Source organism: Sulfitobacter sp. L-8, assembly GCF_056859255.1.
In genome coordinates this window covers 218,189-241,822 of the sequence record NZ_JBSXOD010000053.1, presented here as the reverse complement: position 1 = coordinate 241,822, position 23,634 = coordinate 218,189, and the positions used below count along the sequence as shown (strand labels likewise).

At 59.6% G+C, this 23,634-nt stretch carries 18 protein-coding genes and 1 tRNA gene; 8 read left to right on the top strand and 11 right to left on the bottom strand.

All coding sequences use genetic code 11. The annotated features are described in order from the left end of the window. Nucleotides 1-57 precede the first annotated feature (57 nt). From queG to AC13DE_RS14440, 6 genes are all read right to left on the bottom strand, one after another. Nucleotides 58-1,104 (bottom strand): tRNA epoxyqueuosine(34) reductase QueG, encoded by a 1,047-nt coding sequence (gene queG, locus AC13DE_RS14465; protein ID WP_483048230.1) that lies wholly within the window; start codon nucleotides 1,102-1,104, stop codon nucleotides 58-60. Between the two features lie 21 nt (nucleotides 1,105-1,125). Beyond that, complete coding sequence (gene fzlA / locus AC13DE_RS14460) at nucleotides 1,126-1,791, bottom strand: FtsZ-binding protein FzlA (RefSeq protein ID WP_446296048.1); 666 nt, start codon at nucleotides 1,789-1,791, stop codon at nucleotides 1,126-1,128. Between the two features lie 60 nt (nucleotides 1,792-1,851). Further along, nucleotides 1,852-2,577 carry a monofunctional biosynthetic peptidoglycan transglycosylase gene (gene mtgA, locus AC13DE_RS14455; protein WP_483048229.1) on the bottom strand — a complete coding sequence of 242 codons (726 nt, stop codon included), beginning with the start codon at nucleotides 2,575-2,577 and terminating at the stop codon, nucleotides 1,852-1,854. A gap of 25 nt (nucleotides 2,578-2,602) precedes the next feature. Continuing rightward, nucleotides 2,603-3,316: an SGNH/GDSL hydrolase family protein gene (locus AC13DE_RS14450; RefSeq protein ID WP_446296046.1), complete on the bottom strand. Its 714-nt coding sequence runs from the start codon at nucleotides 3,314-3,316 to the stop codon at nucleotides 2,603-2,605. Nucleotides 3,317-3,422: 106 nt separating this feature from the next. Beyond that, the gene (gene gltB, locus AC13DE_RS14445) at nucleotides 3,423-7,955 is read right to left on the bottom strand and encodes a glutamate synthase large subunit (protein ID WP_483048228.1); all 4,533 of its coding nucleotides are present in this window, start codon (nucleotides 7,953-7,955) and stop codon (nucleotides 3,423-3,425) included. Between the two features lie 60 nt (nucleotides 7,956-8,015). Continuing rightward, nucleotides 8,016-9,449 (bottom strand): NAD(P)-dependent oxidoreductase, encoded by a 1,434-nt coding sequence (locus tag AC13DE_RS14440; RefSeq protein ID WP_483048227.1) that lies wholly within the window; start codon nucleotides 9,447-9,449, stop codon nucleotides 8,016-8,018. Nucleotides 9,450-9,678: 229 nt separating this feature from the next. Here AC13DE_RS14440 and AC13DE_RS14435 point away from each other — a divergent pair, with 229 nt between their 5' ends. After that, on the top strand, nucleotides 9,679-10,482 hold the full coding sequence (locus AC13DE_RS14435) for an undecaprenyl-diphosphate phosphatase (RefSeq protein ID WP_446296043.1): 804 nt from the start codon (nucleotides 9,679-9,681) through the stop codon (nucleotides 10,480-10,482). Nucleotides 10,483-10,537: 55 nt separating this feature from the next. Here the strand turns inward: AC13DE_RS14435 and AC13DE_RS14430 are convergent, their stop codons facing one another. Next, on the bottom strand, nucleotides 10,538-11,521 hold the full coding sequence (locus tag AC13DE_RS14430; protein ID WP_483048226.1) for a complex I NDUFA9 subunit family protein: 984 nt from the start codon (nucleotides 11,519-11,521) through the stop codon (nucleotides 10,538-10,540). 219 nt (nucleotides 11,522-11,740) lie between these two features. On the opposite strand from AC13DE_RS14430, the gene AC13DE_RS14425 reads away from it, so the two are divergent. Further along, a tRNA-Leu gene (locus AC13DE_RS14425) sits at nucleotides 11,741-11,826 on the top strand. Between the two features lie 196 nt (nucleotides 11,827-12,022). Next, the gene (locus AC13DE_RS14420) at nucleotides 12,023-12,196 is read left to right on the top strand and encodes a hypothetical protein (RefSeq protein ID WP_483048225.1); all 174 of its coding nucleotides are present in this window, start codon (nucleotides 12,023-12,025) and stop codon (nucleotides 12,194-12,196) included. Between the two features lie 230 nt (nucleotides 12,197-12,426). Here the strand turns inward: AC13DE_RS14420 and AC13DE_RS14415 are convergent, their stop codons facing one another. From AC13DE_RS14415 to AC13DE_RS14405, 3 genes are all read right to left on the bottom strand, one after another. Continuing rightward, nucleotides 12,427-12,588, bottom strand: a complete 162-nt coding sequence (locus AC13DE_RS14415; RefSeq protein ID WP_483048224.1) for a hypothetical protein — start codon at nucleotides 12,586-12,588, stop codon at nucleotides 12,427-12,429. A 335-nt stretch (nucleotides 12,589-12,923) separates the two neighbouring features. Further along, the gene (locus AC13DE_RS14410; protein ID WP_483048223.1) at nucleotides 12,924-13,469 is read right to left on the bottom strand and encodes an ImmA/IrrE family metallo-endopeptidase; all 546 of its coding nucleotides are present in this window, start codon (nucleotides 13,467-13,469) and stop codon (nucleotides 12,924-12,926) included. Further along, on the bottom strand, nucleotides 13,469-13,837 hold the full coding sequence (locus AC13DE_RS14405) for a hypothetical protein (RefSeq protein ID WP_483048222.1): 369 nt from the start codon (nucleotides 13,835-13,837) through the stop codon (nucleotides 13,469-13,471). Before AC13DE_RS14405 ends, AC13DE_RS14410 begins: the two co-directional genes overlap by 1 nt. A gap of 234 nt (nucleotides 13,838-14,071) precedes the next feature. On the opposite strand from AC13DE_RS14405, the gene AC13DE_RS14400 reads away from it, so the two are divergent. The 4 genes from AC13DE_RS14400 to AC13DE_RS14385 all read left to right on the top strand — a co-directional run bounded on the left by AC13DE_RS14400 (nucleotide 14,072) and on the right by AC13DE_RS14385 (nucleotide 20,964). After that, a complete protein-coding gene (locus AC13DE_RS14400) occupies nucleotides 14,072-15,664 on the top strand; it encodes a hypothetical protein (RefSeq protein WP_483048221.1) in 1,593 nt (530 codons plus the stop codon). Further along, nucleotides 15,615-19,052 carry a class I SAM-dependent DNA methyltransferase gene (locus tag AC13DE_RS14395; RefSeq protein WP_483048220.1) on the top strand — a complete coding sequence of 1,146 codons (3,438 nt, stop codon included), beginning with the start codon at nucleotides 15,615-15,617 and terminating at the stop codon, nucleotides 19,050-19,052. The genes AC13DE_RS14400 and AC13DE_RS14395 overlap by 50 nt, the downstream gene beginning before the upstream one ends. After that, on the top strand, nucleotides 19,042-19,962 hold the full coding sequence (locus AC13DE_RS14390) for a restriction endonuclease (protein WP_483048219.1): 921 nt from the start codon (nucleotides 19,042-19,044) through the stop codon (nucleotides 19,960-19,962). Before AC13DE_RS14395 ends, AC13DE_RS14390 begins: the two co-directional genes overlap by 11 nt. A 141-nt stretch (nucleotides 19,963-20,103) precedes the next feature. After that, nucleotides 20,104-20,964, top strand: coding sequence for a DNA-binding protein (locus AC13DE_RS14385; protein WP_483048218.1), 861 nt, complete (start codon nucleotides 20,104-20,106; stop codon nucleotides 20,962-20,964). On the opposite strand, the gene AC13DE_RS14380 is transcribed toward AC13DE_RS14385, so the two are convergent. After that, nucleotides 20,933-22,654 carry a hypothetical protein gene (locus AC13DE_RS14380; RefSeq protein ID WP_483048217.1) on the bottom strand — a complete coding sequence of 574 codons (1,722 nt, stop codon included), beginning with the start codon at nucleotides 22,652-22,654 and terminating at the stop codon, nucleotides 20,933-20,935. The two genes, AC13DE_RS14385 and AC13DE_RS14380, sit on opposite strands and share 32 nt — an antisense overlap. 531 nt (nucleotides 22,655-23,185) lie before the next feature. On the opposite strand from AC13DE_RS14380, the gene AC13DE_RS14375 reads away from it, so the two are divergent. Beyond that, nucleotides 23,186-23,593, top strand: a complete 408-nt coding sequence (locus AC13DE_RS14375; RefSeq protein ID WP_483048216.1) for a hypothetical protein — start codon at nucleotides 23,186-23,188, stop codon at nucleotides 23,591-23,593. Nucleotides 23,594-23,634 lie beyond the last annotated feature (41 nt).

Sequence of the window (23,634 nt, the reverse complement as noted above, 5' to 3'; positions counted from 1 at the left end):
CTCGCTCAGCTTTCTGCTGGTTTAGAGAATAAACAGAATCGGTCCAGCCCGTTTACGTCATTTTCCGGCCAATTGTTCGATGGCCCATTGTGCCGCTTCGACAATCGTGGGGTCCGGATCACCGACCAGACCCTGCGCCGTCGGTACCAGGTCAGCTTGGCCAGAATTTCCGATAGCGTAAAGCACATTGCGGATGAACCGGTTGCGCCCGATCCTCTTGATCGGAGAGCCGCTGAACCGGGCTCGAAAAGCGGCGTCATCCAAGGTTGCAAGCTCGGCCAGGGGGGGCGACCCCACGCCACCGTGATAGCGCATGTCGCTGGCCTGTACCGCAAATTTGTTCCATGGGCACGCCGCGAGACAATCGTCGCACCCATAGATACGGTTGCCCAGTTTGGATCGCAGCTCAGGGTCCACGGGGCCACTGTGTTCGATGGTCAGATACGATATGCAACGCCGCGCATCCAGCCTGTAAGGGGCCGGAAACGCATCTGTCGGACAGGCTGCGAGACAGGAACGGCAGCTGCCGCAGTGGTCTTTTTCCGCACCGTCCACGTCCAGATCCAAGGTTGTAAAGATAGCACCCAGAAACGCCCAGTTGCCCCAGTCGCGACTTACCAGATTGGTGTGCTTGCCCTGCCAGCCCAGACCTGCCGCCTGCCCCAATGCTTTTTCGGGTACGGGCGCGGTATCGACAAAGACTTTTACCTCGCATGGTTGTTGTTCGATCAACCACCGCGCCAACCGCTTAAGGCGCTTTTTTACGATGTCGTGATAATCCCGACCCTGAGCGTAAACAGAAACCGCCGCATTTTCCGTTTCGTCCAGGACTGATGTCGGATCATAGAGCGGCGTATAGCTTTCAGCCAGCATGATAACCGATTTCGCTTCGGGCCAAAGCACAGCAGGGTCGCCACGCCAGGCCATACGGTCCGCCATCCACTCCATTTGTCCATGATATCCGGCGTCAACGAACGCCGCGAGCCGTGCTGGCACATCCGGCACATCCCAAGGCCTGCACACACGGCAGGACACAAACCCCTCGATTGACGCCTGGGAAACCAAACGGTCCTTTAGACCGGCCGTATCCAAGGTGTTGTTCAAGCAGAACCACCCGCGACTAGATCAAAAATCAAGGTCATTGTAGTGTTTCGGAGGAGGGAAGCCCGGAACCTGATCAGCCAGCAGCGACCGGAAAGCCGGGCGTGACTTGATTTTGGCGTACCAATCCTTGACCACATCAGACCGGTTCCAGTCTACGTCCGATATGTAATCCAGCGATGACAGATGCGCCGCGGCCGCGAAATCTGCCAGTGTCATGACATCACCAGCCAACCAGCGCCGGTGGTCCAGTAGCCAGGCCATGTAATCAATGTGATACTTAATCGCCTTGGCCCCGTCCTTTACGTTTCTGCTGTCGGGGAAGCCTTGTTTCATCACCTTCTTGTTGACCCGTTCGTACAGCAACTTTGAAGTCACCTCATCGTGAAACTTGTCGTCAAACCAGCTTACCAAGCGGCGCACTTCCAGGCGCTGCACCGGGTCGGATGGCATCAACGCAGGTTCGGGACGTGTCTCTTCGATGTATTCACAGATGGCTGCACTTTCGGACATTATAAACCCGTCAAGTTGCAAAACCGGTACTTTACCCGCAGGGTTGCGACGCATGAAATCCGGGTCCTGTTCCCAATAACGCTCCTCTACACGCTCTACCTCGATCTTTTTTTCTGCGAGGCTTAGCCGCACCTTACGGCAAAAAGGCGATAGGGGGACATGATACAAGCGCGCCATAAACGGGTTCCGGTACTGAAAAGAAATACACAACCCTCATGCCCGTGTTGGGTGGGATTTTCAACTCTCGAAACAGGAGGCCCGGCCATCCTTGCTGATTGTTGCCGCCCCATCGCGTATCTGTGCGCTGCGACGTCGCACCGAAGCAGAGGGGCGCGATGCTGACCGTGTTTTGGGCGACGGCAGGATCGCGGCCAGTCGCGCCGCCTGCGTATCAGTCAATTCCGCGGGGATCGCACCAAAGTAATGCCGAGCAGCGGCGTCTATTCCGAATACGCCTTCACCGAACTCGACAACGTTCAAATACACCTCGATGATCCGACGCTTGGACCAGATTGCTTCGACCACCGGCGTGAGAGCCGCCTCGAGCGCCTTTCGTACCCACGTGCGACCCTGCCAAAGATAGACGTTCTTGACCACTTGCTGGCTTAGTGTCGAAGCGCCCCGGTTGGACCCTTCGGCGATCGCCTTCTTAATCGCCGCCAAGTCAAAGCCCCAGTGTTCGCAAAAATTGGCGTCTTCCGCCGCGACCACAGACCTCGCCACCACAGGGGCGATGTCTTCAAGCGCTACCCACTGCTGATTCACGCCACCCAACCTGCGACTTTCACTGAACATGTACGGGGTTGTGGGCGGGTTGAGCATGGTAAACAGCAAGATCACGGCCAGAAGCAGGCCAGCAACCGCGATTAAGCCTTTGATCAAACCACCAATCGCTCGGCGTTTGATGCTGCGCCGCTGGACGGGAGGGGCCTTTTTCTTCTTGGGTGATGCGCGCTTTGCCATGGCCCCCTCTTAGCGTCCGGAGCGGTCAATGTGAACGGTTGTCTCGGGCTGAGATCGCTTTTGCCAAATAGGTCCCGATAAGGTTCGAGGCTTTGGCCGAGGGATGGGTATTGTCGCTTGCAAACATCGTGGGGTCCGTTCGGTCGATGACGTTTTCCGCGTCAAGAAACGTGACACCGGAAGTGTGGGCCGCATAGCGGGCGATGCGGCGCTCCATCAACACCAGATCGTCGCGGCAGCCTTCGAATGACCCTTTTCCGTTGCCGGCATAATAGCCCATCCATAGCACCTGCGCCCCGGTCCGGCGTAGCCCTTCGATAAATGTCGGGATATCACCGCTGTGCGCATCAGGAGCAATCAACCGGTCGACAACAGGTGTGCAGGCCCCGCATTTGCAGTCGTTGAAGCCAAGGTCATTCGCCCCGCCGTCCATTACCACCCAGTTCCACCTACCGCCTGGATATTGCTGGCGGATGTCAAACCCGATTGCGGAAAACAACGGGCTGTCATTGCTGAATTTCGCGCCGGGAACAGATTTATCGACGACTTGGCGATTCAGGACCTTTCCTATTACATCACCGATAGACTGGTCGTCAGAGCCATTCCAAGCCATGACAGAATCGCCGAGGACCAAAATATCGCCCCCGTTCTTCGGCGCCGCGTCGGTGCAGGCGGTCAGCACCAGCCCGGCAAACAGCATCAAGAAAAGGCGGGTGCGCAGCGCAATAATCTTTGTCATTCCCTGACTATAGGGCACGAACCATTGCGGTAAAGATCATTTTCAGCCGACCGATCGGTCAAAAGGGTGCCGGAACTTGACCGGCACCCTGGTGCTGTTCCCGGAATTATTCGGCAGGAATAGCTTTTTGTTCATGGCTAAGCGGAGCCGGGATATGGACCAGCATTTCTTTCGGACAGATCTGCAAGAAGTTGTCTTTTTCGATCTCCCAATGCTGAAGAATATCCTCGGCCTTTCTGCTGCCGGTCTCTGCCAGGTGCCGTTCGATTAGCCCTTTGAGCTGATCGGTCCAGTGGTCGACAGTAACCGGGCATGTCACCAGCGTTTCACGGTTGAGCATTTTATCTGCCTTGCCTTGTGGGTCGTACAGATACGCCATGCCGCCGGTCATCCCGGCACCAAAGTTTGCACCGATATCACCAAGGATAACCGCAACACCGCCGGTCATGTATTCACAGCCGTTGCTGCCGCAGCCCTCAATCACCACATGAGCCCCGGAATTGCGCACGGCAAAGCGCTCTCCTGCGCGGCCTGCCGCAAACAGGTGTCCCTTGGTGGCACCATACAGAACCGTGTTACCGATAATCGTGTTTTCGGATGCCACGATCGTGCTGGCCATCGGAGGACGCACCACAATGGTACCGCCCGACAGGCCCTTGCCGACATAATCATTTGCGTCGCCAGACACTTCCAGCTTTAGTCCCGGTGCCGCAAACGCGCCCAATGACTGCCCGGCCGAACCAGTCAACTTGACCGTCAGGTGATCAGGCTGAAGCTGGTTATTCATGCCAAAGCGGCTAATGATATGGCTGGAAACCCTGGTGCCGACCGTGCGGTGCGTATTCTGCACTGCATAGCTCAGCTGCATTTTTTCGCCTTCCTCCAGGAAACGCGCGGCGTCGCGCACGATCTCGGAATCCAGCGTGTCCAACACAGCGTTGCGCGGTTTGTTGCGGTCATAGACGATTTCGGCCGCACCATCGACGGTGATCAACAGCGGGTTGAGATCCAGATCGTCAAGGTGGGCAGACCCACGGCTGACCTGCGCCAGCAGATCGGCACGGCCAATCACGTCATCCAGACTACGCGCCCCGATAGAGGCGAGCAATTCGCGCACTTCGGTTGCATAGAACGTGATGAGGTTCACGACCTTATCCGCGTTGCCGGTAAACTTGCCCCGCAGCGCTTCGTCTTGGGTACAGACGCCGACGGGGCAGGTGTTCGACTGGCACTGACGCACCATGATACAGCCCATAGCGATCAGCGCCGCAGTGCCGATGCCGTATTCCTCGGCCCCCATCATCGCGGCCATCACGATATCGCGGCCCGTGCGCAGCCCGCCGTCGGTCCGCAGGGTCACGCGGTCACGCAGGTTGTTCATCGACAGAACCTGATGCGCTTCGGTCAGCCCCATTTCCCACGGAAGCCCTGCATATTTGATCGAGGTCGCGGGCGACGCGCCGGTACCACCGTTGTGGCCCGAGATCAGGATGATATCCGCCTTGGCCTTCGCCACACCCGCCGCAATCGTGCCAACGCCCGAGGACGCCACCAGCTTCACGGTGACCTTGCAACGCGGGTTGATCTGCTTGAGGTCATAGATCAGTTGCGCCAGATCTTCGATGGAATAGATATCGTGGTGCGGCGGGGGAGAGATCAGCGTTACCCCCTTGGTCGAATGGCGCAGACGGGCGATCAGGTCGGTGACCTTCATACCGGGCAGCTGGCCACCCTCGCCGGGCTTGGCCCCTTGGGCGACCTTGATCTCAAGTTCTTCGCACTGGTTCAGATATTCGGCAGTGACACCGAAACGACCCGAAGCAACCTGCTTGATCTTGGCCGACGGGTTATCCCCGTTTGATTCAGGCAGAAAATGCGCCGGATCTTCGCCACCCTCGCCGGAATCCGACTTGGCCCCAATACGGTTCATCGCGACGTTCAGGGTCTTGTGCGCCTCGGGCGACAAGGCCCCAAGCGACATGCCCGGCGTCACGAAACGCTTGCGGATTGAGGTAATGGATTCGACTTCCTCAAGCGGGACAGGTGCGCCGAGCGGCTTGATATCCAGCAAATCGCGCAAATGGATCGGCGGATTGCTCTGCATCTTGGCGCTGTATTGCTTCCACATCTGATACGACGCCTTGTTGCACGCCATTTGCAGCATGTGCATCGAAGACGCTTCCCAAGCGTGTGTTTCGCCGGAATGGCGGGCTTTGTAGAAACCACCGATGGGCAACACGGTACCATCACCCTTCCAGCCGCGATCATGAACCGCTTCAGCCTTGCGCTGAATACCGGTAATGCCGATGCCGCTGATCCGGCTGGTCATGCCGGGGAAGTATTCAGCACACATGGCACGGCTCAGCCCCACGGCCTCGAAGTTCAAACCACCGCGATAAGACGAAATCACGCTGATACCCATTTTCGCCATGATCTTGAGAAGACCTTGGTCAATCGCTTCCCGGTAGCGGGCCATCGCTGTGGTCAGGTTTACATCAAGCAAACCGCGTTCGATACGGTCTGCCAATGAATCTTCGGCGAGATAGGCGTTCACGACCGTCGCACCGCAGCCAATCAGAACGGCAAAGTAATGAGGGTCGACACATTCGGCCGACCGTACGTTCAGCGAGGTAAAGGTCCGCAGGCCCTTGCGTGTCAGTTGGCTATGCACCGCCGAGGTCGCCAGAATCATCGGCATGGCCACGCGGCCGTCCCCGGAAAACTGGTCGGTCAGCACGATATGCCCGGCACCCGATCGAACGGCATCTTCGGCCTCTTCACGAATACGGCGCAGGCTTTCGCTCAGGTTGGTACCACCCGGGGCAAAGGTACAGTCGATGGTCACCGAATCCGCATTGAAAACATCCATCAACTGGTCGAATTGCGCATTCGCAAGAAACGGGCTGTCCAGCACCAGAATCTCGGTTTGGGCACTGGATTCGTCCAAAACGTTCTTCAGGTTGCCAAAACGTGTTTTTAGGCTCATCACGCGGAATTCGCGCAGGCTGTCGATCGGGGGGTTGGTAACCTGACTGAAGTTCTGGCGGAAAAAATGGCTCAGCGGGCGATACTGGTTCGACAACACCGCCGACGGGGTGTCGTCGCCCATCGACGCCAAGGGTTCCTTGCCGTCTTCGGCCATGGGGGCCAAAATCTGCTCCAGGTCTTCGACGGTATACCCCGCAGCGACCTGACGCCGGCGCAGATCGTTACCACTGAAAAGCGGTTTTTCTTCAATGTCGCTGAGCGCTTCATCCAGTTCATTGATCTTGCCGACCCATTCACCGAACGGGCGGGACGCGGCCAGCTTGTCCTTGATCTCGGTATCGCCGAACATCTTGCCTTCTTCGATGTCCACGGCCAGCAACTGCCCGGGGCCAAGCGCGCCTTTGCGCACGACGTTCGCTTCGTCTTGCGGTACCATCCCTGCTTCGGAACCGGCGATAAGCATGCCGTCGCCTGTAACCACATAGCGCATAGGCCGCAGGCCATTACGGTCCAGACCAGCGCATACCCAGCGACCGTCTGTCATGGCAAGGGCGGCGGGGCCGTCCCACGGTTCCATCACCGAGTTGCAGTAGGAATACATGTCGCGCCATGCCTCGGGCAGCTCGACTGCTTGCTTGGACCAGCTTTCGGGCACCAGCATGGTTTTCGCCATGGGCGCATTGCGACCGGCACGCACCAACACTTCGAACACCGCATCCAGCGCGGCCGAGTCGGACGAACCGGCGGCGACGATCGGCTTGATGTCATCGGCCATGTCGCCAAAAGTACCCGATGCCATCCGGATCTCGTGGGATTTCATCCAGTTCAGGTTGCCCTTAAGTGTGTTGATCTCACCGTTATGGGCCAACATGCGGAACGGCTGCGCCAACCACCACTGCGGGAACGTGTTGGTCGAGTAGCGCTGGTGATAGATCGCAAACGCGGATTCAAAGCGTTCGTCCAAAAGATCCGGGTAAAAGTTGGCTACGTCCTGGGCCAGCATCATACCTTTGTAGATGATCGACCGGCACGACATCGACGCGATGTAGAGCGTCGGTACCTGCGCGGCCAGCGCGGCCTTTTCAATGCGGCGACGAATGACGTAAAGCTCGCGTTCAAAGGTTTCTTCGTCAACGCCCTTGGCGTTCGAAATCAGGATCTGTTCGATCTCGGGACGGGTGGCGTTCGCCTTTTCACCCAGAACCGAAATATCCACCGGGACGTGGCGCCAGCCGTAGATATAGTACCCCATGCGCAACACTTCGGTTTCGACAATGGTACGGCAGGTTTCCTGCGCGGCAAAGTTGGTGCGGGGCAGGAATACCTGTCCGACCGCGATCAATTCATTCTGGCGCGGGCTATGACCGGTGCGACGCACCTGATCATAAAAGAAGTTCACCGGGATCTGCACGTGGATGCCGGCACCATCGCCGGTTTTTCCGTCTGCGTCTACCGCGCCGCGGTGCCAAATTGCTTTCAACGCCTTGATGCCGTTATCCACGACATCCCGGCTTCTTGAACCGTCGATGTTCACCACAAGGCCAACACCGCAGGACGAATGCTCTTCCTCTTCGGCGTACAGACCATTTTCCGCCATATAAGCCCGCTTGGCTTCTGCGCGGGCTACCCAGGCGTCATCATACTTGGTCATTCGAAATCTCCTAAATCGGGCGCGCCATGGCGCGATAATAAGTTGGTCAGAAGCAGAAGCTTATTCAGCAGCGATCGCGCTGGCCGTTCCCATCTTCTCAAGAATTGCCTGCGCGCAGTCGCGTCCATCTTTGATGGCCCAGACGACCAAAGACGCCCCGCGCACGATGTCGCCGACGGCATAGACGCCGTCCAGGTCGGTCGCACCCGTGATGTAATCAGCTTTGATCGTGCCCCAGCGGTTTACCGGCAGCTCGGGCGTGTTCCACATGGTTGGTAGATCCTCAGGTTCAAACCCAAGCGCCATGATGACCAGATCAGCCTCTTCGATGTAATCCGACCCTTCAATCAGCTCGGGTGCCTGTCGCCCCGAAACATCCGGCGCGCCAAGTCGCATCTTTTGGACCATCACACCAGTGACCGGATCACCGACAAACCCTTTGGGGGCAGACAGCCATTCGAATACCACGCCTTCTTCTTCGGCATTTTGGACTTCGCGCTGGCTGCCGGGCATGTTGGCCCGGTCACGCCGGTACAAGCATTTTACCGACGTTGCGCCCTGACGGATCGACGTGCGCACGCAATCCATCGCCGTATCGCCGCCGCCAATAACCACGACTCTCTTGCCGTGGGCATTCAAACGACCGGACTCGAACTCTTCTACATCGTCATCAAAGCTTTTCCGGTTGCTGACTGTCAGAAAATCAATGGCTCGCTCCAGGCCGACACCGCCGACGCCGGGGGCCTGGATATCGCGAGTCTTGTAAACGCCGGTTGCGATAATGACAGCGTCATGCTTGGCCCGAATGTCGGCAAAGCTGATATCCACGCCCACATCGCAGTTCAGTTCGAACGTGACGCCGCCTTCGGCCAGCTGATCATTGCGGCGCATCACGATGTCTTTTTCCAGCTTGAACCCCGGAATGCCATACGTCAACAATCCGCCAGCCCGGTCGTAGCGGTCATAGATAGTGACTTGCACGCCAGCGCGTCGCAAGACGTCGGCCGCCGCCAGACCGCCGGGCCCGGCACCGATAATGCCAACGGATTCCGCCCGCTCTGTATGTGGTTTGATCGCCTGGACCCATCCATTTTCCCACGCAGTGTCGGTGATGTATTTCTCCACCGATCCAATGGTCACGGTCCCGTGGCCGGACTGTTCAATCACGCAGTTACCTTCGCAAAGACGGTCTTGGGGGCAGATACGTCCGCAGATCTCCGGGAATGTGTTGGTGGCCTGACTAACCTCGTACGCCTCTTTCAGACGCCCTTCGGCGGTCAGGCGCAACCAGTCGGGAATGTTGTTGTGTAGTGGACAATGAGTCTGGCAATAGGGAACGCCGCATTGGCTGCACCTGCTTGACTGCTCTTTCGCCTTTTCATCGGCGTATTCAGCATAGATTTCCCTAAAGTCCTCGCGACGCAGATTCGGCATGCGCTTCTCAGGCATATCCCGCGAAATCGTTGTAAACTTCAGCATAGGCTGCTTCGCCATGATCGAACACTCCGTCAGATAAACTTTCTCAGGCCGCTATATACAAGTCTGACCGCCATAAAAAGTCATAAATGCTGACCTATATATCGTTTTATTCGCAGTTGAGGATAAAATACTGATCCTTATCCCACAAAATTATATCCGATCCGGACCTAATTATGCTCTTTGCAATCAACCTGAGGGGTCTATACCTCCGATTCCTATCATGTGTGGAAAAGGCACCTAGGTTATGACCCTGTTTCAACTTTTGCTCGTCGCCATCATTCAAGGCTTGACTGAATTTCTGCCAATCTCATCTTCGGGCCACTTGATATTGCTGCCCACATTGACAGGCGGGCCGGACCAAGGGCTAGCCATCGATGTCGCGGTCCATGTCGGCACATTGCTTGCCGTGGTCATATATTTCCGTGCCGAAGTGCTTGAAGCGACAATAGGCCTGGGGCGGCTGGCCCGTGGTAAGGTCGATACCAATGGCGCGCGTACAGCGTTGCTTTTGATCATCGCAACAATTCCCGTTTTGGTGGCGGGATTATTGTTCAAGGTCCTGGGCATTGAGGAAGCGCTCCGGTCCGTTGCCGTGATTGGCTGGACCATGTTGATATTTGGTATCGTTCTGTATTGGGCCGACAAGACCGGCCAAGAGAAGCTGCGCACCAATGACTGGAACCTCAGGGATGCGATATGGATGGGACTGGCCCAAACCATAGCCTTGATACCCGGTACCTCGCGCTCCGGCATCACGATTACGGCGGCGCGCAAGCTCGGGTATGACCGCACCAGTGCCGCGACCCTTTCCATGCTGATGTCGATCCCGACGATCCTGGCATCGGGTGCCCTGCTCTCGCTGGATGTGATTGGCCAAGCGGACTGGCAACTGGCGCAGGACGCGTCGATTGCGGCGGCGTTCGCCTTTGTTGCAGCCCTTGTGGCCCTGACACTCATGATGCGACTGCTGCGCAGCGTCAGCTTTACACCCTATGTGATCTATAGGGTTATCCTGGGCATAATACTGCTAATCTACGCCTATAGCTAAGGCCTAGCACACCCCGAGACCCGGCCGGGCATTGTACGCCAGTCTACTGCCCGGCTCAGGTCCGCAGGTTTTTAGCAGAGTTCTTGATGTCGTCATACTGGCCCGATGGACGAAACCGCCACAGATAGCCGGGCAATACCGACGCCATCGACTTGGGAACGATACCAAAGGCCGAAAAACCGCGTGCGTCCTTGGCGACCACGTTGTCGCGAGAAAGGCTGTCAACCTGATCCCGCGTAAGCATGGAATTCTTGATCAGCCCAAAAGACGCGGCTTGCATCATATCAAATCCAAATGCCATCACGCGACCCGCAAACGTCGGCAACGCCAAAACCAGACGCCGTCGGTGAATGACCTCGAGCATCCGCCCGATCAACGCGCGAAAGCTCGCCACCTCGGGACCGCCCAGCTCGTACACACCGCCCGGGGCGTTCTGAAGAACGGCTTGCGCCGCAGCTTGGGCCACATCATCGACATAGACCGGTTGAAATAATGTATTCGCCCGGACAAGGGGTATTACCGGGCTGGTACGCACCATACCTGCAAACCGATTGAAAAACTGATCTTCGGGACCAAAGATAATCGAAGGGCGCAAGATGACCGCACCCGGCATGTGCTTTGCAACGCCCGCCTCGCCCAGGGCTTTGGTATGCGAATATTTACTGTCCGCTTCCGGGTCGGCACCAATGGCAGACATGTGCACCATCGTCGAAATGCCTTCCAAGGCAGCAAGGCGCGCAATTCTCTCGGCCCCTTCGGACTGCACCTCGTCAAAGGTGTTCTTTCCGGCCTCGGTCAGAATACCCACGCAGTTCACGACCGCATCCGCCCCATTTAACGCGGCGGCGACCGAAGCATCATCGCGTATGTTGCAGAAAATTGGTTCAACCTGACCCACAGTGCCGTAGGTGCGTACGAACAACGCCTCGTTCGGGCGCCGTACAGCTACGCGAACACGCCATCCTGCCTTGGCCATGCGACGCGTAATATAACGCCCGACAAACCCCGAGCCGCCAAAAATTGTGACAAGCTTAGACATGATCATACTCCCGCGCAGAAAACTTGCGTTCACAGATACATCTCGGCCCGACTAGGAACAAGCCGCAATTCCGCCCACAAGCGGGGTTACGATACAGCAAATGCCGCGCCAGCCGTCGAAAAACCTGCTGAACGAACCTGCACAAACAAGTTGCATGAATTGACGGAATTCCAATTGACACCTCCGCCCTGCGGGATTAGAGCACCCCTCACGACACCTGCCCAGGTGGCGGAATGGTAGACGCGCTAGCTTCAGGTGCTAGTACTGGCAACGGTGTGGAGGTTCGAGTCCTCTCCTGGGCACCAAAGTCAAGCTCAAAAACCCAGCAATGCTGGGTTTTTTGCGTTTTTGCGGGTGTTTTTCCCGAAAACTGCCCCACAGACTGCCCCACATTCATGATCCGCTACCGATGGAACCATCCGGCCGTCCGGTTCTGGGCGAGATTTCCGGCCAAGCCTGGTCGGACCGATCTCCCTTCCATCGCAATGGATGGAGAAAAACATGAACATATCCGACGAAAAGCTACAGGCAGCCCGGATGGCTATGATCCGGATCGTGCAGGCCCGACCAGATGGAAAGAAGTTCGTCCCCATTGTGCTCGAACTCGAGCGTCAGATCGCGGCTAACACGAACATCGACAGCGAGCTTGCTCGCATCATGAAGGAAGCGGCTTAGGCACCACGGGCAATGCAGTTGAATGGCAACGCGATCCAAAAGCGGTGCCGGATACCATGGGTAGTCAATGTTTGGGAGGTCGCACCCGGAAATATCCTTCTGCGCCACGGCAATGAGCTGCGAGCGTAGGCACGTCCGCTACCCCTTGGGGGGATCTTTGTGATTGTTGAACATTGCAAGTCGTCGTGCCCCGCGAACGCCGCCGCGGGGCACGATCAACTCGGTGGGGTTCACCTTTTCTTGATGGTCTCGACTACGTGGGTCGATTTGCGCTCAGTAGCCTTCTTGACCGTGGTGAACCGTCCGGTCTTCGCGCTGCGGCCAACTTTGAATGATTTCGATTTCATTTGTTCTGCTTTCGATAGTGCATTGAGGGCGGGAGGCGCGCTCATCGCGCCCCCCGTTGATCTGGGTCGGGTGCTATTCCGGGATCAGAATAGGCCACGCCCGCAGGCCAAACGCTTTCGCGTAAAGCCGGGTGCCGGTCTTCGGGCATGTCCGCCAAGGGCGGAAAACATACCGGTAGCCCGGCGGAGGGGGTGTGTGACGCTTGGTCATTACACTCTCCACTTCGGGGCGTATCTTGCCTTTGTGCCCAGATTGCGCTATGAGCAGTCCTGCGTAGGAGACTGATTTGCGCGTCTGGGAGGCTCTGCATCGTCAAGCCCCTGATGCACGATGAAGAAATCTGTGAGGAGGCTCGGGTGCCAACCTGAGCCTTCTTTCGTTAGAGCCACCCCCTCTTTGTAAGATCGTCAAGGCGGTAGCTGGCGGCGGGCCGGGAGACGCCGAAACGCTCCATCAGGTCCTCTGCGCTGTCGAGGACCGTAATGTGGCGACCCGGCATCAAGAGCGTGCTGGCAAACCGGTTGGCTTGTTTTTCGGCAGACCGATACGGCTTGAGCTGCTCGTTCGACATCGCGCGCGCCAGCGGCTTGTCGGCATCGGTGTGGAGGAGGAGGTGGCCCAGTTCATGGGCAAACGTGAACCGGGCGCGAACACCGCCGGTGCAGGCCTCATCATACACGTCCTCGCGGATGCGGATGAACCGCCCCCTGGGACACGTCAGCCCTTCAGCGCCATCCATTTCTGCATGCGTGCAGATATCGAAGCTAATCTCCTCAAACCGGTTGGCGAGCAGCTTTTCGACGACGTCGACTACTGGAAAGTAGGGCACCTCCTCAAGCCGGAAGCTGTTCCGGACACTGTCAGCAGCGGCGTCCACCTGCGCCCAGCTCATAGCAGGAGCCCTGAAATCGGACATGTCACCCATCAATCTCTGTCTCCCTTGCGGAGGATGGCGAGTATCTTCTCCAGTTCGTCCGGAGACAGGGCGTCCATCTTGGAACTCATCCGTCGAGCCATCAGCCCAGCGGCATCGCGCTCCAACGGCGTCTGCGCCTCGATTGTGAATGCCTTCCGCGACCGGTCTGCGGCCCGGCGCAGGGCATTAGCTGCATCGCCTGCGAGCTGGTATGCGGCGATGACAAGCTCTTCAAAGCCTGAAGGCGGACTCTTGGAACCGCGCTCGACTGCGGAGATGAAGGCCGACGACTTCTCAAGGCGACGTGACATATCGTAGAGGCGTTCATCTCGATCAATTCTTAGCTTCCGCAGCTCCTTCCCGATATCTGTGGTCATGGTTGGTCTCCTGGTGGTTCGAAGCACAATATGTAGTGTATCGCCGCATCTGTCAACCTCGTTGGTTAATTTCTTGTGCCTGACAGGGTAAATGGCTGAACTCCATTGATTGACGCCGGGCCAGTGCTCCAGGCACCGGGAGGCTTTCGGCCCGATAGTCCTCGAGTCTCGGCCCGCGCAAGTGAGACGGAGACCCGGTTTTGAGGAGGGTGCATTCAGCACCAGTTCCTCGCAATGAGACACTTCGATCAAGCACACTTTGAGACGGCCTCCGCAGCGCCGATCCTCACCACCGAAGCCTATGTCCGACTGCTGCATCCGGAAGATGCGATCGGCAAAGCGACCCTCATGGCGAAGGATGCGACCGGACGTGCACATTCCAGAACCTACACCCTGACCACCGCGCCAGTGTTGGCCAACAATTTCCTGGATGGTGACGGCTACATCAGCCTCCATCGCTTCCATGGCCCTCGAACGGTAAACCAGCTTGCTGCTCTGAACGGCCTATTCCTGGATCTCGATATTGACCGCCTGCCACGCGGCACCAGCAGGTCCGTGGGGGCGTGGTCGCTCGACGTGACGATGCATTGCCTGTCCTTGAAGCTGCCGCCCCCGACCGTGCTTCTTTTCACGGGGCGTGGCCTGGCGGCCATCTGGCTGATCAAGCCCCTGCCGTCCAAAGCCCTGCCGCGGTGGCAGGCGGCGCAGAACGTGCTAATTGAGCTGTTCCGCTCCCTCGGAGCCGATCCCGCCTGCCGCGATGCCGCACGCATCACACGGCTGCCCGGTTCGCTCAACAGCAAAAGCGAAAAGATCGCGTCGATCATCGACGGCACCCTGGAGCGCTACGACTTCGATCAGCTGGCCGACGAGATCTATATGGCCGCCGGCCGCCCGACACGGGAGGAGTTGAAGCACCGGAAGGCGCGCCGGAAGCAGCGCGGGGCGCGAAAGCATTCCGGCGGCCTGCCCGTGGCGGCGCGTTTCGCGGCCATCATGCGGGACCTTGATCGCCTGCGCATCTCATGGGGCGGAAGAGTGCCCGTTGGTGCCCGGAACACTTGGCTGCATCTTTACGCAACCTGCCTCTCCCACACGTTCGGCACCGCAGAGATACCGGACCGTGTTCAGGCGATGGCCGCCGCGGCCACCCCTGGCCTGTCCCCATCCGAAGTGTCTGGCGTCGCAAGGATCGCCGCCCGGCATGCTGCCTTCCCCAAGAACGGAGCATCCCTCTCCGACGGACGATATCATTATGCTGGTGCCACGATCGCCGACTTGCTTGGGGTGACAGCCGCGGAAACACGAACGCTCGGCCTCGAGCAGATCATGCCGACATGCGAGCGTGCGCGAAGGAAAGCGGAGCGAGAACGCCAGCGTCGCCGGACTGCCGGCGCGATGTCGCGCGAAACCTGGCTCGAGGAAAACAGCCGGGAGGCGCGGCAGCCTTGGGTGAACCTCGGCATCTCGCGCACCACTTATTACCGCAGATTGAAAGCAGGTGAGATCGTGGACACAACCGAGCCAGCCTCGGCTCCGCATGTTGAGACTGGTCCGTGCCCGCAACAGGGGGGCTCTGCCTTGCCGGAGGCGCCGGCGGAGGGGCGGAGCCCCGCCGGCAAAGACCCCACCCCCACCCAAAGCCCCAGCCGCCGCACCCGGCCGGAGCAACGCAAAAGCCAAGAGATTGAAAAGCCCCATAGAGCCGGGCTTTACGAAGTGGTTGTCGAACACAATTCCCAAGTGCATTCTCCCCATCAACAGGGAGAAGTAGATTTTGCACATCGACGAATTTATTACCCGCTGGAGCGCGTCCAGCGGGAGTGAGATTGCCAATTTTCAAAGTTTCGCACATGACCTCTGTGCATTACTCGAGGTTGAACGTCCGAAACCCGCGCAAAGTGACGGGCAAACGAATGACTACAGGTTCGAGCGCCCCGTCACCGAGACCCATACAGGAAAGCGACGTAGCCGGCGGATCGATCTCTATCGACGTAGCTGTTTCGTCATGGAGGCCAAACAAGGGGCCGGCCCAAAGGCCGAGGCCGAGCAGCTCAGTCTTCTCTCGCCACAGGATGCACCGCAGACCCAGCTCGGTCATGGGCGTCGGGGCACGCGCGCTTTCGAGGATACGATGCTTCGTGCCCGCAACCAGGCTGACAGCTACGCGCGTGCCATCTCCAAGGAGGACGGCTGGCCGCCCTTCCTGCTGATCGTCGATGTGGGCCATGTCATCGAGGTCTACGCTGACTTTTCCGGCCAGGGGCAGGGCTACACCCAATTCCCGGACGGCAACCGCTTCCGCATCACGCTCGAGGATCTGCGCGACGAGGCCGTGCGCGACCGGCTCCACGCCATCTGGACGAACCCCCAGTCGCTCGACCCCTCGCGCACCGCCGCCCGGGTCACACGCGAGATCGCCGACCACCTCGCACAGCTCGGTCGCAGCTTTGAAGGTCAGGGCCATGACGGCGAGGCTGTGGCCCGCTTCCTCATGCGCTGCCTCTTCACCATGTTCGCCGAGGATGTGGAGCTGCTGCCCAAGGATTCCTTTCGCGACAAGTTGCGCGAGCTGCGGGGCAAGCCCGAGATGGCCGCGCCAGTGCTCCAGTCACTCTGGGAGACGATGAACACCGGCGGCAATTCCCCGGTCCTGATGGCCAAGCTCCTTCGCTTCAACGGAGGTCTCTTCCGCGAAGCCAGCGCGCTGCCGTTGAACGAGGTCCAGCTGAGCCTGCTGATCGAGGCGGCCGAGGCCGACTGGAAACAGGTGGAGCCCGCGATCTTCGGCACTTTGCTGGAACGTGCCCTCGACAAGAAGAGCCGCCACAAGCTGGGTGCCCATTACACCCCGCGCGCCTATGTCGAGCGGCTGGTGATGCCCACCATCATCCAGCCCCTGCGCCGGGACTGGGAGGCGGTTCAGGCCACGGCCGACCTTCTGCGCAGCCAGGGCAAGGATGCGGAGGCCTTGAAAGCGGTGCAGGACTTCCATCGCAAGCTCTGCGAGGTCACGGTGCTCGACCCGGCATGTGGCAGTGGAAATTTCCTATATGTCGCGCTCGAGCTGATGAAGCGGCTCGAGGGCGAAGTGACCGCAACCATGGAGGAGCTGGGCCAGACCCAGGCCTCCTTCAGTCTCGCGGGCCACACCGTCGATCCGCACCAGTTCCTGGGGATCGAGTTGAACCCCTGGGCCGCCAACGTGGCCGAGCTGGTGCTGTGGATCGGCTACCTGCAATGGCATTACCGCACGCATGGCAAGGCCGCCCCGTCCGAGCCGATCCTGCGCGACTTCAAGAACATCGAGCATCGCGACGCCGTGCTCACGTGGTCGGACCGCACGCCCCGGCAGGACGAGTATGGAGTGCCGGTGACCCGCTGGGACGGCACGACCACCATGCGCCACCCGGCGACCGGAGAGGAGGTGCCGGACCCTTCGGCCCGGGTGCAGATCTACGACTACGCGGACCCGCGTCCGGCACAGTGGCCCGAGGCGACCTTCATCGTCGGCAACCCGCCGTTCATCGGCGTCAGCCGGATGCGCGAGGCGCTTGGAGACGGCTATGTCGAAGCGCTGTGGCAGGCCTACCCAAAGATGCCGGGCAGTGCCGACTTGGTGATGTTCTGGTGGGAGAAGGCCGCGCTGAAGGCCCGCGATCCGAAATCCGGCCTGCGCCGCTTCGGCCTCATCACCACCAACTCCCTGCGCCAGACCTTCAACCGCCGGGTGCTGGAGCCGCATCTGGGCGATGCCAAGCACCCCCTGTCGCTGCTCTTTGCCATTCCGGACCACCCTTGGGTGGACACGGTGGACGGCGCGGCGGTGCGCATTGGGATGACGGTGGCGGGGGCGGGGAGCCGGCCGGGGAGGCTGGTGACGGTGGTGTCCGAGAACGGTGAGCGGAACGAGGCCGAGGGTCGGCAGGTCGAGCTGAAGACCGAGTTGGGTCGCATTTTTGCAAATCTGCGGATTGGGGCCGATGTGGCAGCCTCATCTTCGCTATCTGCAAATAAAGGTCTCGCTGCTATGGGTATGAAATTACATGGGGCAGGATTTATTATCTCGAAAGAAGAAGCACTTCGCTTTTCATCGGAAAATCTTGAAGACGCTAAGTTAGTGATCCGCCCCTATATGAACGGAAGAGACTTGGCTCAATCTCCGCGTGGGTTTTGGGCAATAGATTTTTATCCATTTTCACAATCAGAAGCTCGCAGTAAATTTCCCGCGGCACTCCAACATGTCATCGATTTGGTTAAACCTGAAAGGGAAACAAATCGGGAGCCATGGCGCAAAGAGCACTGGTGGTGGTATGGTCGGACCCATGAGGACTTGCGCAACATGACCTCAGGTTTATCACGGGTAATTGGAACCACTCGAACGGCAAAGCACAGGGTTTTCTCATTCCTGCCCGCGACAACAATTGCTGAGAGTAAAATTGTCGTTTTAGGGTTGGAAACAGGCGAGTGGTTGGCGATGCTCTCAAGCCGGCCACACGCTTTGTTCTCGCTCGCTGCGGGTGGCTGGCTCGGAGCGGGAAATGACCCGACTTACAATCATACTGATTGCTTCAACAAATTCCCCTTCCCCGACCTCACCCCATCCCAACGCACCACCCTCCGCCAAATGGGCGAGGAACTCGACGCGCACCGTAAGGAGCGGCAGGCGCAGCACCCGAAGCTGACCTTGACCCAGATGTATAACACCCTTGAAAAGCTCCGTGCCGGCGAGGGGATCGAGGGCCGCGACAAGCAGGTCTACGAGGACGGGCTGGTGGGCTTGCTCAAGGACATCCACGACCGCATCGATAGCGCCGTGGCCGAAGCCTATGGCTGGCCCGAGGGCCTCTCCGAGAACGACATCTTGATGAACCTCGTCGCCCTCAATCACGAGCGCGCCGAAGAAGAGGCTCGAGGCCATGTCCGCTGGCTTCGCCCCGACTACCAGAACCCCGAGGGTCGCGCAGCCGAGGCCAAGCAGGGCAAGCTCGAGATCGCCGCCGGCGCCAAGTCGGGCAAGGCCCCCTGGCCCAAATCGCTCCCCGACCAGATCGCCGCCGTCCGCGAGGCGCTGGAGGATCTCGGCGAGGCCGATGCCGAAACCGTCGCCCGCACCTTCCTGCGCGGCCGCGCCAAGTCCGTAGAGCCTTTGCTGGAAACGCTCGCGGGTCTGGGTATGGCAGAGATGACCGACGAGGGCCGCTATGCCATCTGACCGCCGCTTCATCATCGAGCCCGAAGGCTTGCCTGACCTGGCCGGCATGATGATCGCCATGCTCGACGCGCTGCGACAGCTCGGCGGCTCAGGCAGCATCCAGGAGATCGACGAGACCGTCATCGAGATGGAGTGCGTCAGCGAGGCCGAGCAGGCCATCACGATGCCGAATAACGAGCAGCGTCTGAAGGTGAACTACTACCTCGCCTGGGCGCGCACCTACCTGCGGCGTGGCGGAGGGGTCGAGAATTCGGCCCGCGGCGTGTGGGCGATCACCGAGGCGGGGAGCGTGATCCATAACCGCGGGCCTGTCGCTGCCATCGTGGAACTGGTTCAGGCAGAAGAGCGCGAAAAGGCGCGGCAGAAGCGCAAGGCCAAGGAAGCGGCAGAGGATGTGCCCGGCGGCGCAGGGGTCGCAATCACGGACGCAGACGCCGGCCCGGTGGATGAAGAGGACTGGAAGACAGCACTGCTGTCGGTCCTGGGCGCCATGGACCCGAGCGCTTTTGAGCGCCTGTCTCAGCGCCTTCTGCGCGAGGCCGGCTTCACCAAGGTCGAGGTCCGCGGCAAGACCGGCGACGGCGGTATCGATGGGCTCGGTGTCCTTCGCGTGAACCTCGTCTCGTTCCAGGTCTACTTTCAGTGCAAGCGCTGGAAAGGTGGCGTCGGCGCGAAAGAGATCCGCGACTTCCGCGGGGCACTCCAACGGCGTGCCGATAAGGGCCTGTTCATCACCACGGGCCACTACACGCCGGCTGCCTCCGATGAGGCGACCCGAGATGGTGCCATCGCCATCGACCTTATCGACGGCGACCGACTGTGCGAACTTCTCAAGGAGAACGGACTCGGCGTTGCGACGGAGATGGTGGAGCGCGTGCGCATCGACGGCTCCTGGTTCGACGGGGTTTGAGGCATCAGAAAAAGTTGACCTGACGCTGCCGAATTGTTTTTCGCCCGGATCGGTCGGACCCAATTTCTCCTTGCCACCCCGAGGGGGCGGTAGCGCTGGTAGCGGTAATACCGGCGCTTACCCTACCAAAAGGAGCCGATCATGGCCGGAAAGAACAACAAGACGACCGCCACACAGCTTGAGAAGAAGGTTCGCGCCGCGATCGCCGAACTTAGCAAAGAGGGCAAGCGCCCTACATATGCCAACGTCCGGGACGAGATCGGCGGAGGATCGTTCCGCGACCTCGGACCAATCATCAAGGCGATCCTCGCCGAACAGGAGGCCCGGGCAAAGGCCGAGAGCGCTGTGCCCGAGATGCCCGCCGACGTCGCCGAGCTCGCAGCTGCTATCTGGGAAGGCGCCTATCGTTGTGCCGACGAGATCGCGGGGGCCGATCGGCGTGCCCATGCCGAAGAGCTCAAGAAGCTCCGGGAGGAGATCACCGAGCGCGAAGGTGATGTCACCAAGGCGGAGGATGCTCTCTACGACATGACCGCTCGCGCTGAGGCGGTGGAAGAGATTCAGTCGCAGCTCGAGAAAGAGATCGTGGAACTTCGGGTGGTTGTGGCCGGTCTGGAAGGCCGGCTTCTTGGTCGGGAAGAGACTGTGCCGGATGACGCAGAGAAGCATAAGAAAAGTGCGGCAGAGGCAGACGATACCCGTCAGATCAACCTTTTCGCCGAATTGGTTTCTGACGGAGAACTGCCTGCCACCCGCTTCGAAAACGAACTTGATGGAGAAGGGGCCGACCTTAACACGAAACCCGCAAGCGAAGCAGCTCATGAAGAAATTTTTGCGTTACCGGCATCGCACGAGTGCGCCGAAGCTGCGATTGTAGACACCGGAGCCGACGCGGAAGCCGAGAAGTCCTCCCGTCGTTCCCCGAAGAAAGATGAGACGGAGACAGCTGACCTTCCCGTTCCCGGTATTGCTACCGAACCCGAGCCTGGTCCTTCCGAATGACTTTTGGCCCCTCCTCCATCTGGTCGCGGTGAAGCGCGGCCAGATCGGGGCTCAGTGCATTCGCAACATCCTGCCGACCTGTATCAAGATCAAAGCCCCGCTGCGCGGCGCCGGCCTCAAGGACCTGCACCCCAATCTCGAATTTTCTGCGAAGCGTCTCGTCGTTTTCCACCAGACGAACCGCATCACGGGTCGCCAAGTAGGCCTCCCGAAGATCCAGGTTCGGGGAGGCATTCAGACGATCGCTGATCTCCTTGGGGTTGGCCCCTGGGGAGATTGCCCAAGCGCCCGGAAAGCTCTCTTCGTCATAAGTTATTCCCTTGTCGCCGAGGACTTCACGCAGGACCTTTGGAACCGCAAGTCGACTGCGCTCCAATTCCTGGGCGACGATTGCAGCTTGGCGACGCAGCTCGGCTTCCTTTTTCTCGCGAGCGGCTTCACGGTTGGCCTCGGCCTTTCGCTGGGCGAAGGCGCGCTTGGCGATATCGACCACGAAATCATATGCCGGTCGGATGGCGTCGATCAACGTGGCGCGCTCTGTCTTCGTCACCGGTGCATTGGGGCCGAGTTTGAGACCCTCAGTAATTTCCTCGGTTTCCTCCCGGTAATCGACCTCTCGGTTATCGACAGCGTCCCAGCCTCGGAGCGTGGCCCTCTGAAGCGCCTCAGCATCCGCCGTCTGACGCACTCCGCGTTCGATCTCCTCCTCGGCCCGGGCCTTGGTTGTGGCTGCCTCGCTCGCTTGGACCAGAACGTCGATTTTCTCGGCTTGGAGATCCACCGACTGCCGCGTGAGATCCTGTGCCGCAGCTCTGGCCTCCCGAAGCATCGTGCGGATCTGATCTTCCTGATGTGCGATTTGTGCCGCCAGCGCCTCGCTTCGCTCTTGATCTCGCGCCGCTTGTTCCTGTGCCGCCTTGCGGTCATTGTATTCTGCGGTGGTGAGGCGCTCCACTCCTGGGCCCCTACGGAGGAGCCCTGCCTTTCGGAAGACGTTTTCGTGGATACCATCCTGCCAGACGCGCATGGCATCGCAGTAAGCGCGGTTGCCTGCTTTGCGGACATCCTTCGGATCGTCGCCGGTTCCTGTGCGCGTCGCATGGAACTCTGCCTTGGCCGCCTTTCGGGGGTGAAGGTGATCGACCCGCCCCTGCTGCGGGTCGAGGCTGTAAAAGTGAGCGTGGACCATCCTCTCGTCGAGGTGGATCACGCCCATCATCATCTTCCCGCCAAGGGGGTCGACACGCGTGCGCTCGTCCTCCATGGCCGCCTGAAAAAGCTTCCGGCAGCTCTCCAGCAATGCCGGATCGGCGAGAGCATCCACAGAAGTGATCGGAAGCGAGACAATGGTTGTGTGCAAGGTGGGCGCATCAGCACGAAGCTTGCGCCGCCGCGCCTGAACACTGCCGTCCTTCTTCGTATACCGGAAGCTCTCCTTCTTAGCAGAGGCTGTGGCATGCGCGTTCCGCAGCGCATCGAAGCTTGAAACCTCGCCGGCGATGATCTCCGGGGGCGGCCCGCCCACACCGACATGCATCGACGCCAATTCCTTCCGCTCGGCCTCGTCAATGATCTCTCGTGCTGTCCAAGCTTTCTGACCGCTTTTCTTCTTCGCAGTCGCGTCGGGTCCGGCCCCGGGTGCGCCCTTGACCGAATAGGTCTCCATATGGGCAAACTGATATCCCTGCATCGCTGCGCTCCGCCTCCTGATTTTGTTTGAAGCGGACGGGACATAGGTAAGACCTGCTGATGCGAAAAAGAGAGCTGGGGCGCCCTCCGGAGGCCGGGCGCAATACTCATAGGGACCGACTATGCGTATTCCGAGGCGACCCTTTGGGCCTGAATACGCGCCGGCTCTCCGAGGGCCCCTCACGCCGGGGGGGCGGTCTTGCGCAGACGGCGGCAGGGCGTTCGCCACCCCTGCACTCCGGCGCCTTCCGGCGGATCGAGGGTGTCGTTCGCCACTCCCCCTCGAAACCCCCTGGCGTCTCCGACGGCGCGGGGGAGCGTCGTTCCGCACTCCTCCCCCGCGACCCCCACCTGCTCGCCGCTCCCCACGGCCGGCGAAGAGAGGGCAGGCCCTCTCCTCGACCTCTCCCAGCATGTCCGGCGATTTCGCGAGCGCCGGGTGTCGAAGCGAATGATCGCGGTGTGTATCATGCCTGAACCACCCGTCGCCCATCTCCTTTCATGGCAGGAGATTGGCGATAGGAGGTTTGCCATGATAGATCGACCACCCGTTAGGGAAACCGATCAAGTGATCAGCCCGTATGGGACAGACAACGCAAGAGATCGCCAGCATGAGTGCCGGGCGAACCTATTTCTGACAATCGTCCAATGCATCAGCACCCGGGATATCGAACTTTACTGTGGGAACCTGTTCTTGGGTGCTGTGACGCCCACGGACCCGGGCAGCAGCGATGAGGTCGCCGAGATCTACACTGTGGCACTGATCGAATTTATCGTCGTCCTCGGGCGGATGTCGAACCACGAACGCATGCTGGTTGTCGAGGGGATCACACGGCCTCAGGACTTGACCACCGCACCGTCGCGCCCCGGTCTGTTAACTACCACCAACTCCCGTTTCGGGGCGCACAACAATGGGATTTCTTGGAGAACGATAGAATGAACAGCGCAGCGTCACCCTGGTCCCGGCTCCTCTTTGCGAGA

Bases quoted from the DNA above. Each gene is read 5' to 3' on its own strand.
- AC13DE_RS14380 (WP_483048217.1), bottom strand. From the start codon at position 22,654: ATGCAGGGATATCAGTTTGCCCATATGGAGACCTATTCGGTCAAGGGC.
- AC13DE_RS14440 (WP_483048227.1), bottom strand. From the start codon at position 9,449: ATGGCGAAGCAGCCTATGCTGAAGTTTACAACGATTTCGCGGGATATG.
- AC13DE_RS14415 (WP_483048224.1), bottom strand. From the start codon at position 12,588: ATGAGCGCGCCTCCCGCCCTCAATGCACTATCGAAAGCAGAACAAATG.
- AC13DE_RS14405 (WP_483048222.1), bottom strand. From the start codon at position 13,837: ATGACCACAGATATCGGGAAGGAGCTGCGGAAGCTAAGAATTGATCGA.
- gltB (WP_483048228.1), bottom strand. From the start codon at position 7,955: ATGACCAAGTATGATGACGCCTGGGTAGCCCGCGCAGAAGCCAAGCGG.
- AC13DE_RS14385 (WP_483048218.1), top strand. From the start codon at position 20,104: ATGGCCGGAAAGAACAACAAGACGACCGCCACACAGCTTGAGAAGAAG.
- AC13DE_RS14435 (WP_446296043.1), top strand. From the start codon at position 9,679: ATGACCCTGTTTCAACTTTTGCTCGTCGCCATCATTCAAGGCTTGACT.
- fzlA (WP_446296048.1), bottom strand. From the start codon at position 1,791: ATGGCGCGCTTGTATCATGTCCCCCTATCGCCTTTTTGCCGTAAGGTG.
- AC13DE_RS14390 (WP_483048219.1), top strand. From the start codon at position 19,042: ATGCCATCTGACCGCCGCTTCATCATCGAGCCCGAAGGCTTGCCTGAC.
- AC13DE_RS14430 (WP_483048226.1), bottom strand. From the start codon at position 11,521: ATGTCTAAGCTTGTCACAATTTTTGGCGGCTCGGGGTTTGTCGGGCGT.
- AC13DE_RS14375 (WP_483048216.1), top strand. From the start codon at position 23,186: ATGATAGATCGACCACCCGTTAGGGAAACCGATCAAGTGATCAGCCCG.
- AC13DE_RS14450 (WP_446296046.1), bottom strand. From the start codon at position 3,316: ATGACAAAGATTATTGCGCTGCGCACCCGCCTTTTCTTGATGCTGTTT.
- mtgA (WP_483048229.1), bottom strand. From the start codon at position 2,577: ATGGCAAAGCGCGCATCACCCAAGAAGAAAAAGGCCCCTCCCGTCCAG.
- AC13DE_RS14420 (WP_483048225.1), top strand. From the start codon at position 12,023: ATGAACATATCCGACGAAAAGCTACAGGCAGCCCGGATGGCTATGATC.
- AC13DE_RS14400 (WP_483048221.1), top strand. From the start codon at position 14,072: ATGAGACACTTCGATCAAGCACACTTTGAGACGGCCTCCGCAGCGCCG.
- AC13DE_RS14410 (WP_483048223.1), bottom strand. From the start codon at position 13,469: ATGGGTGACATGTCCGATTTCAGGGCTCCTGCTATGAGCTGGGCGCAG.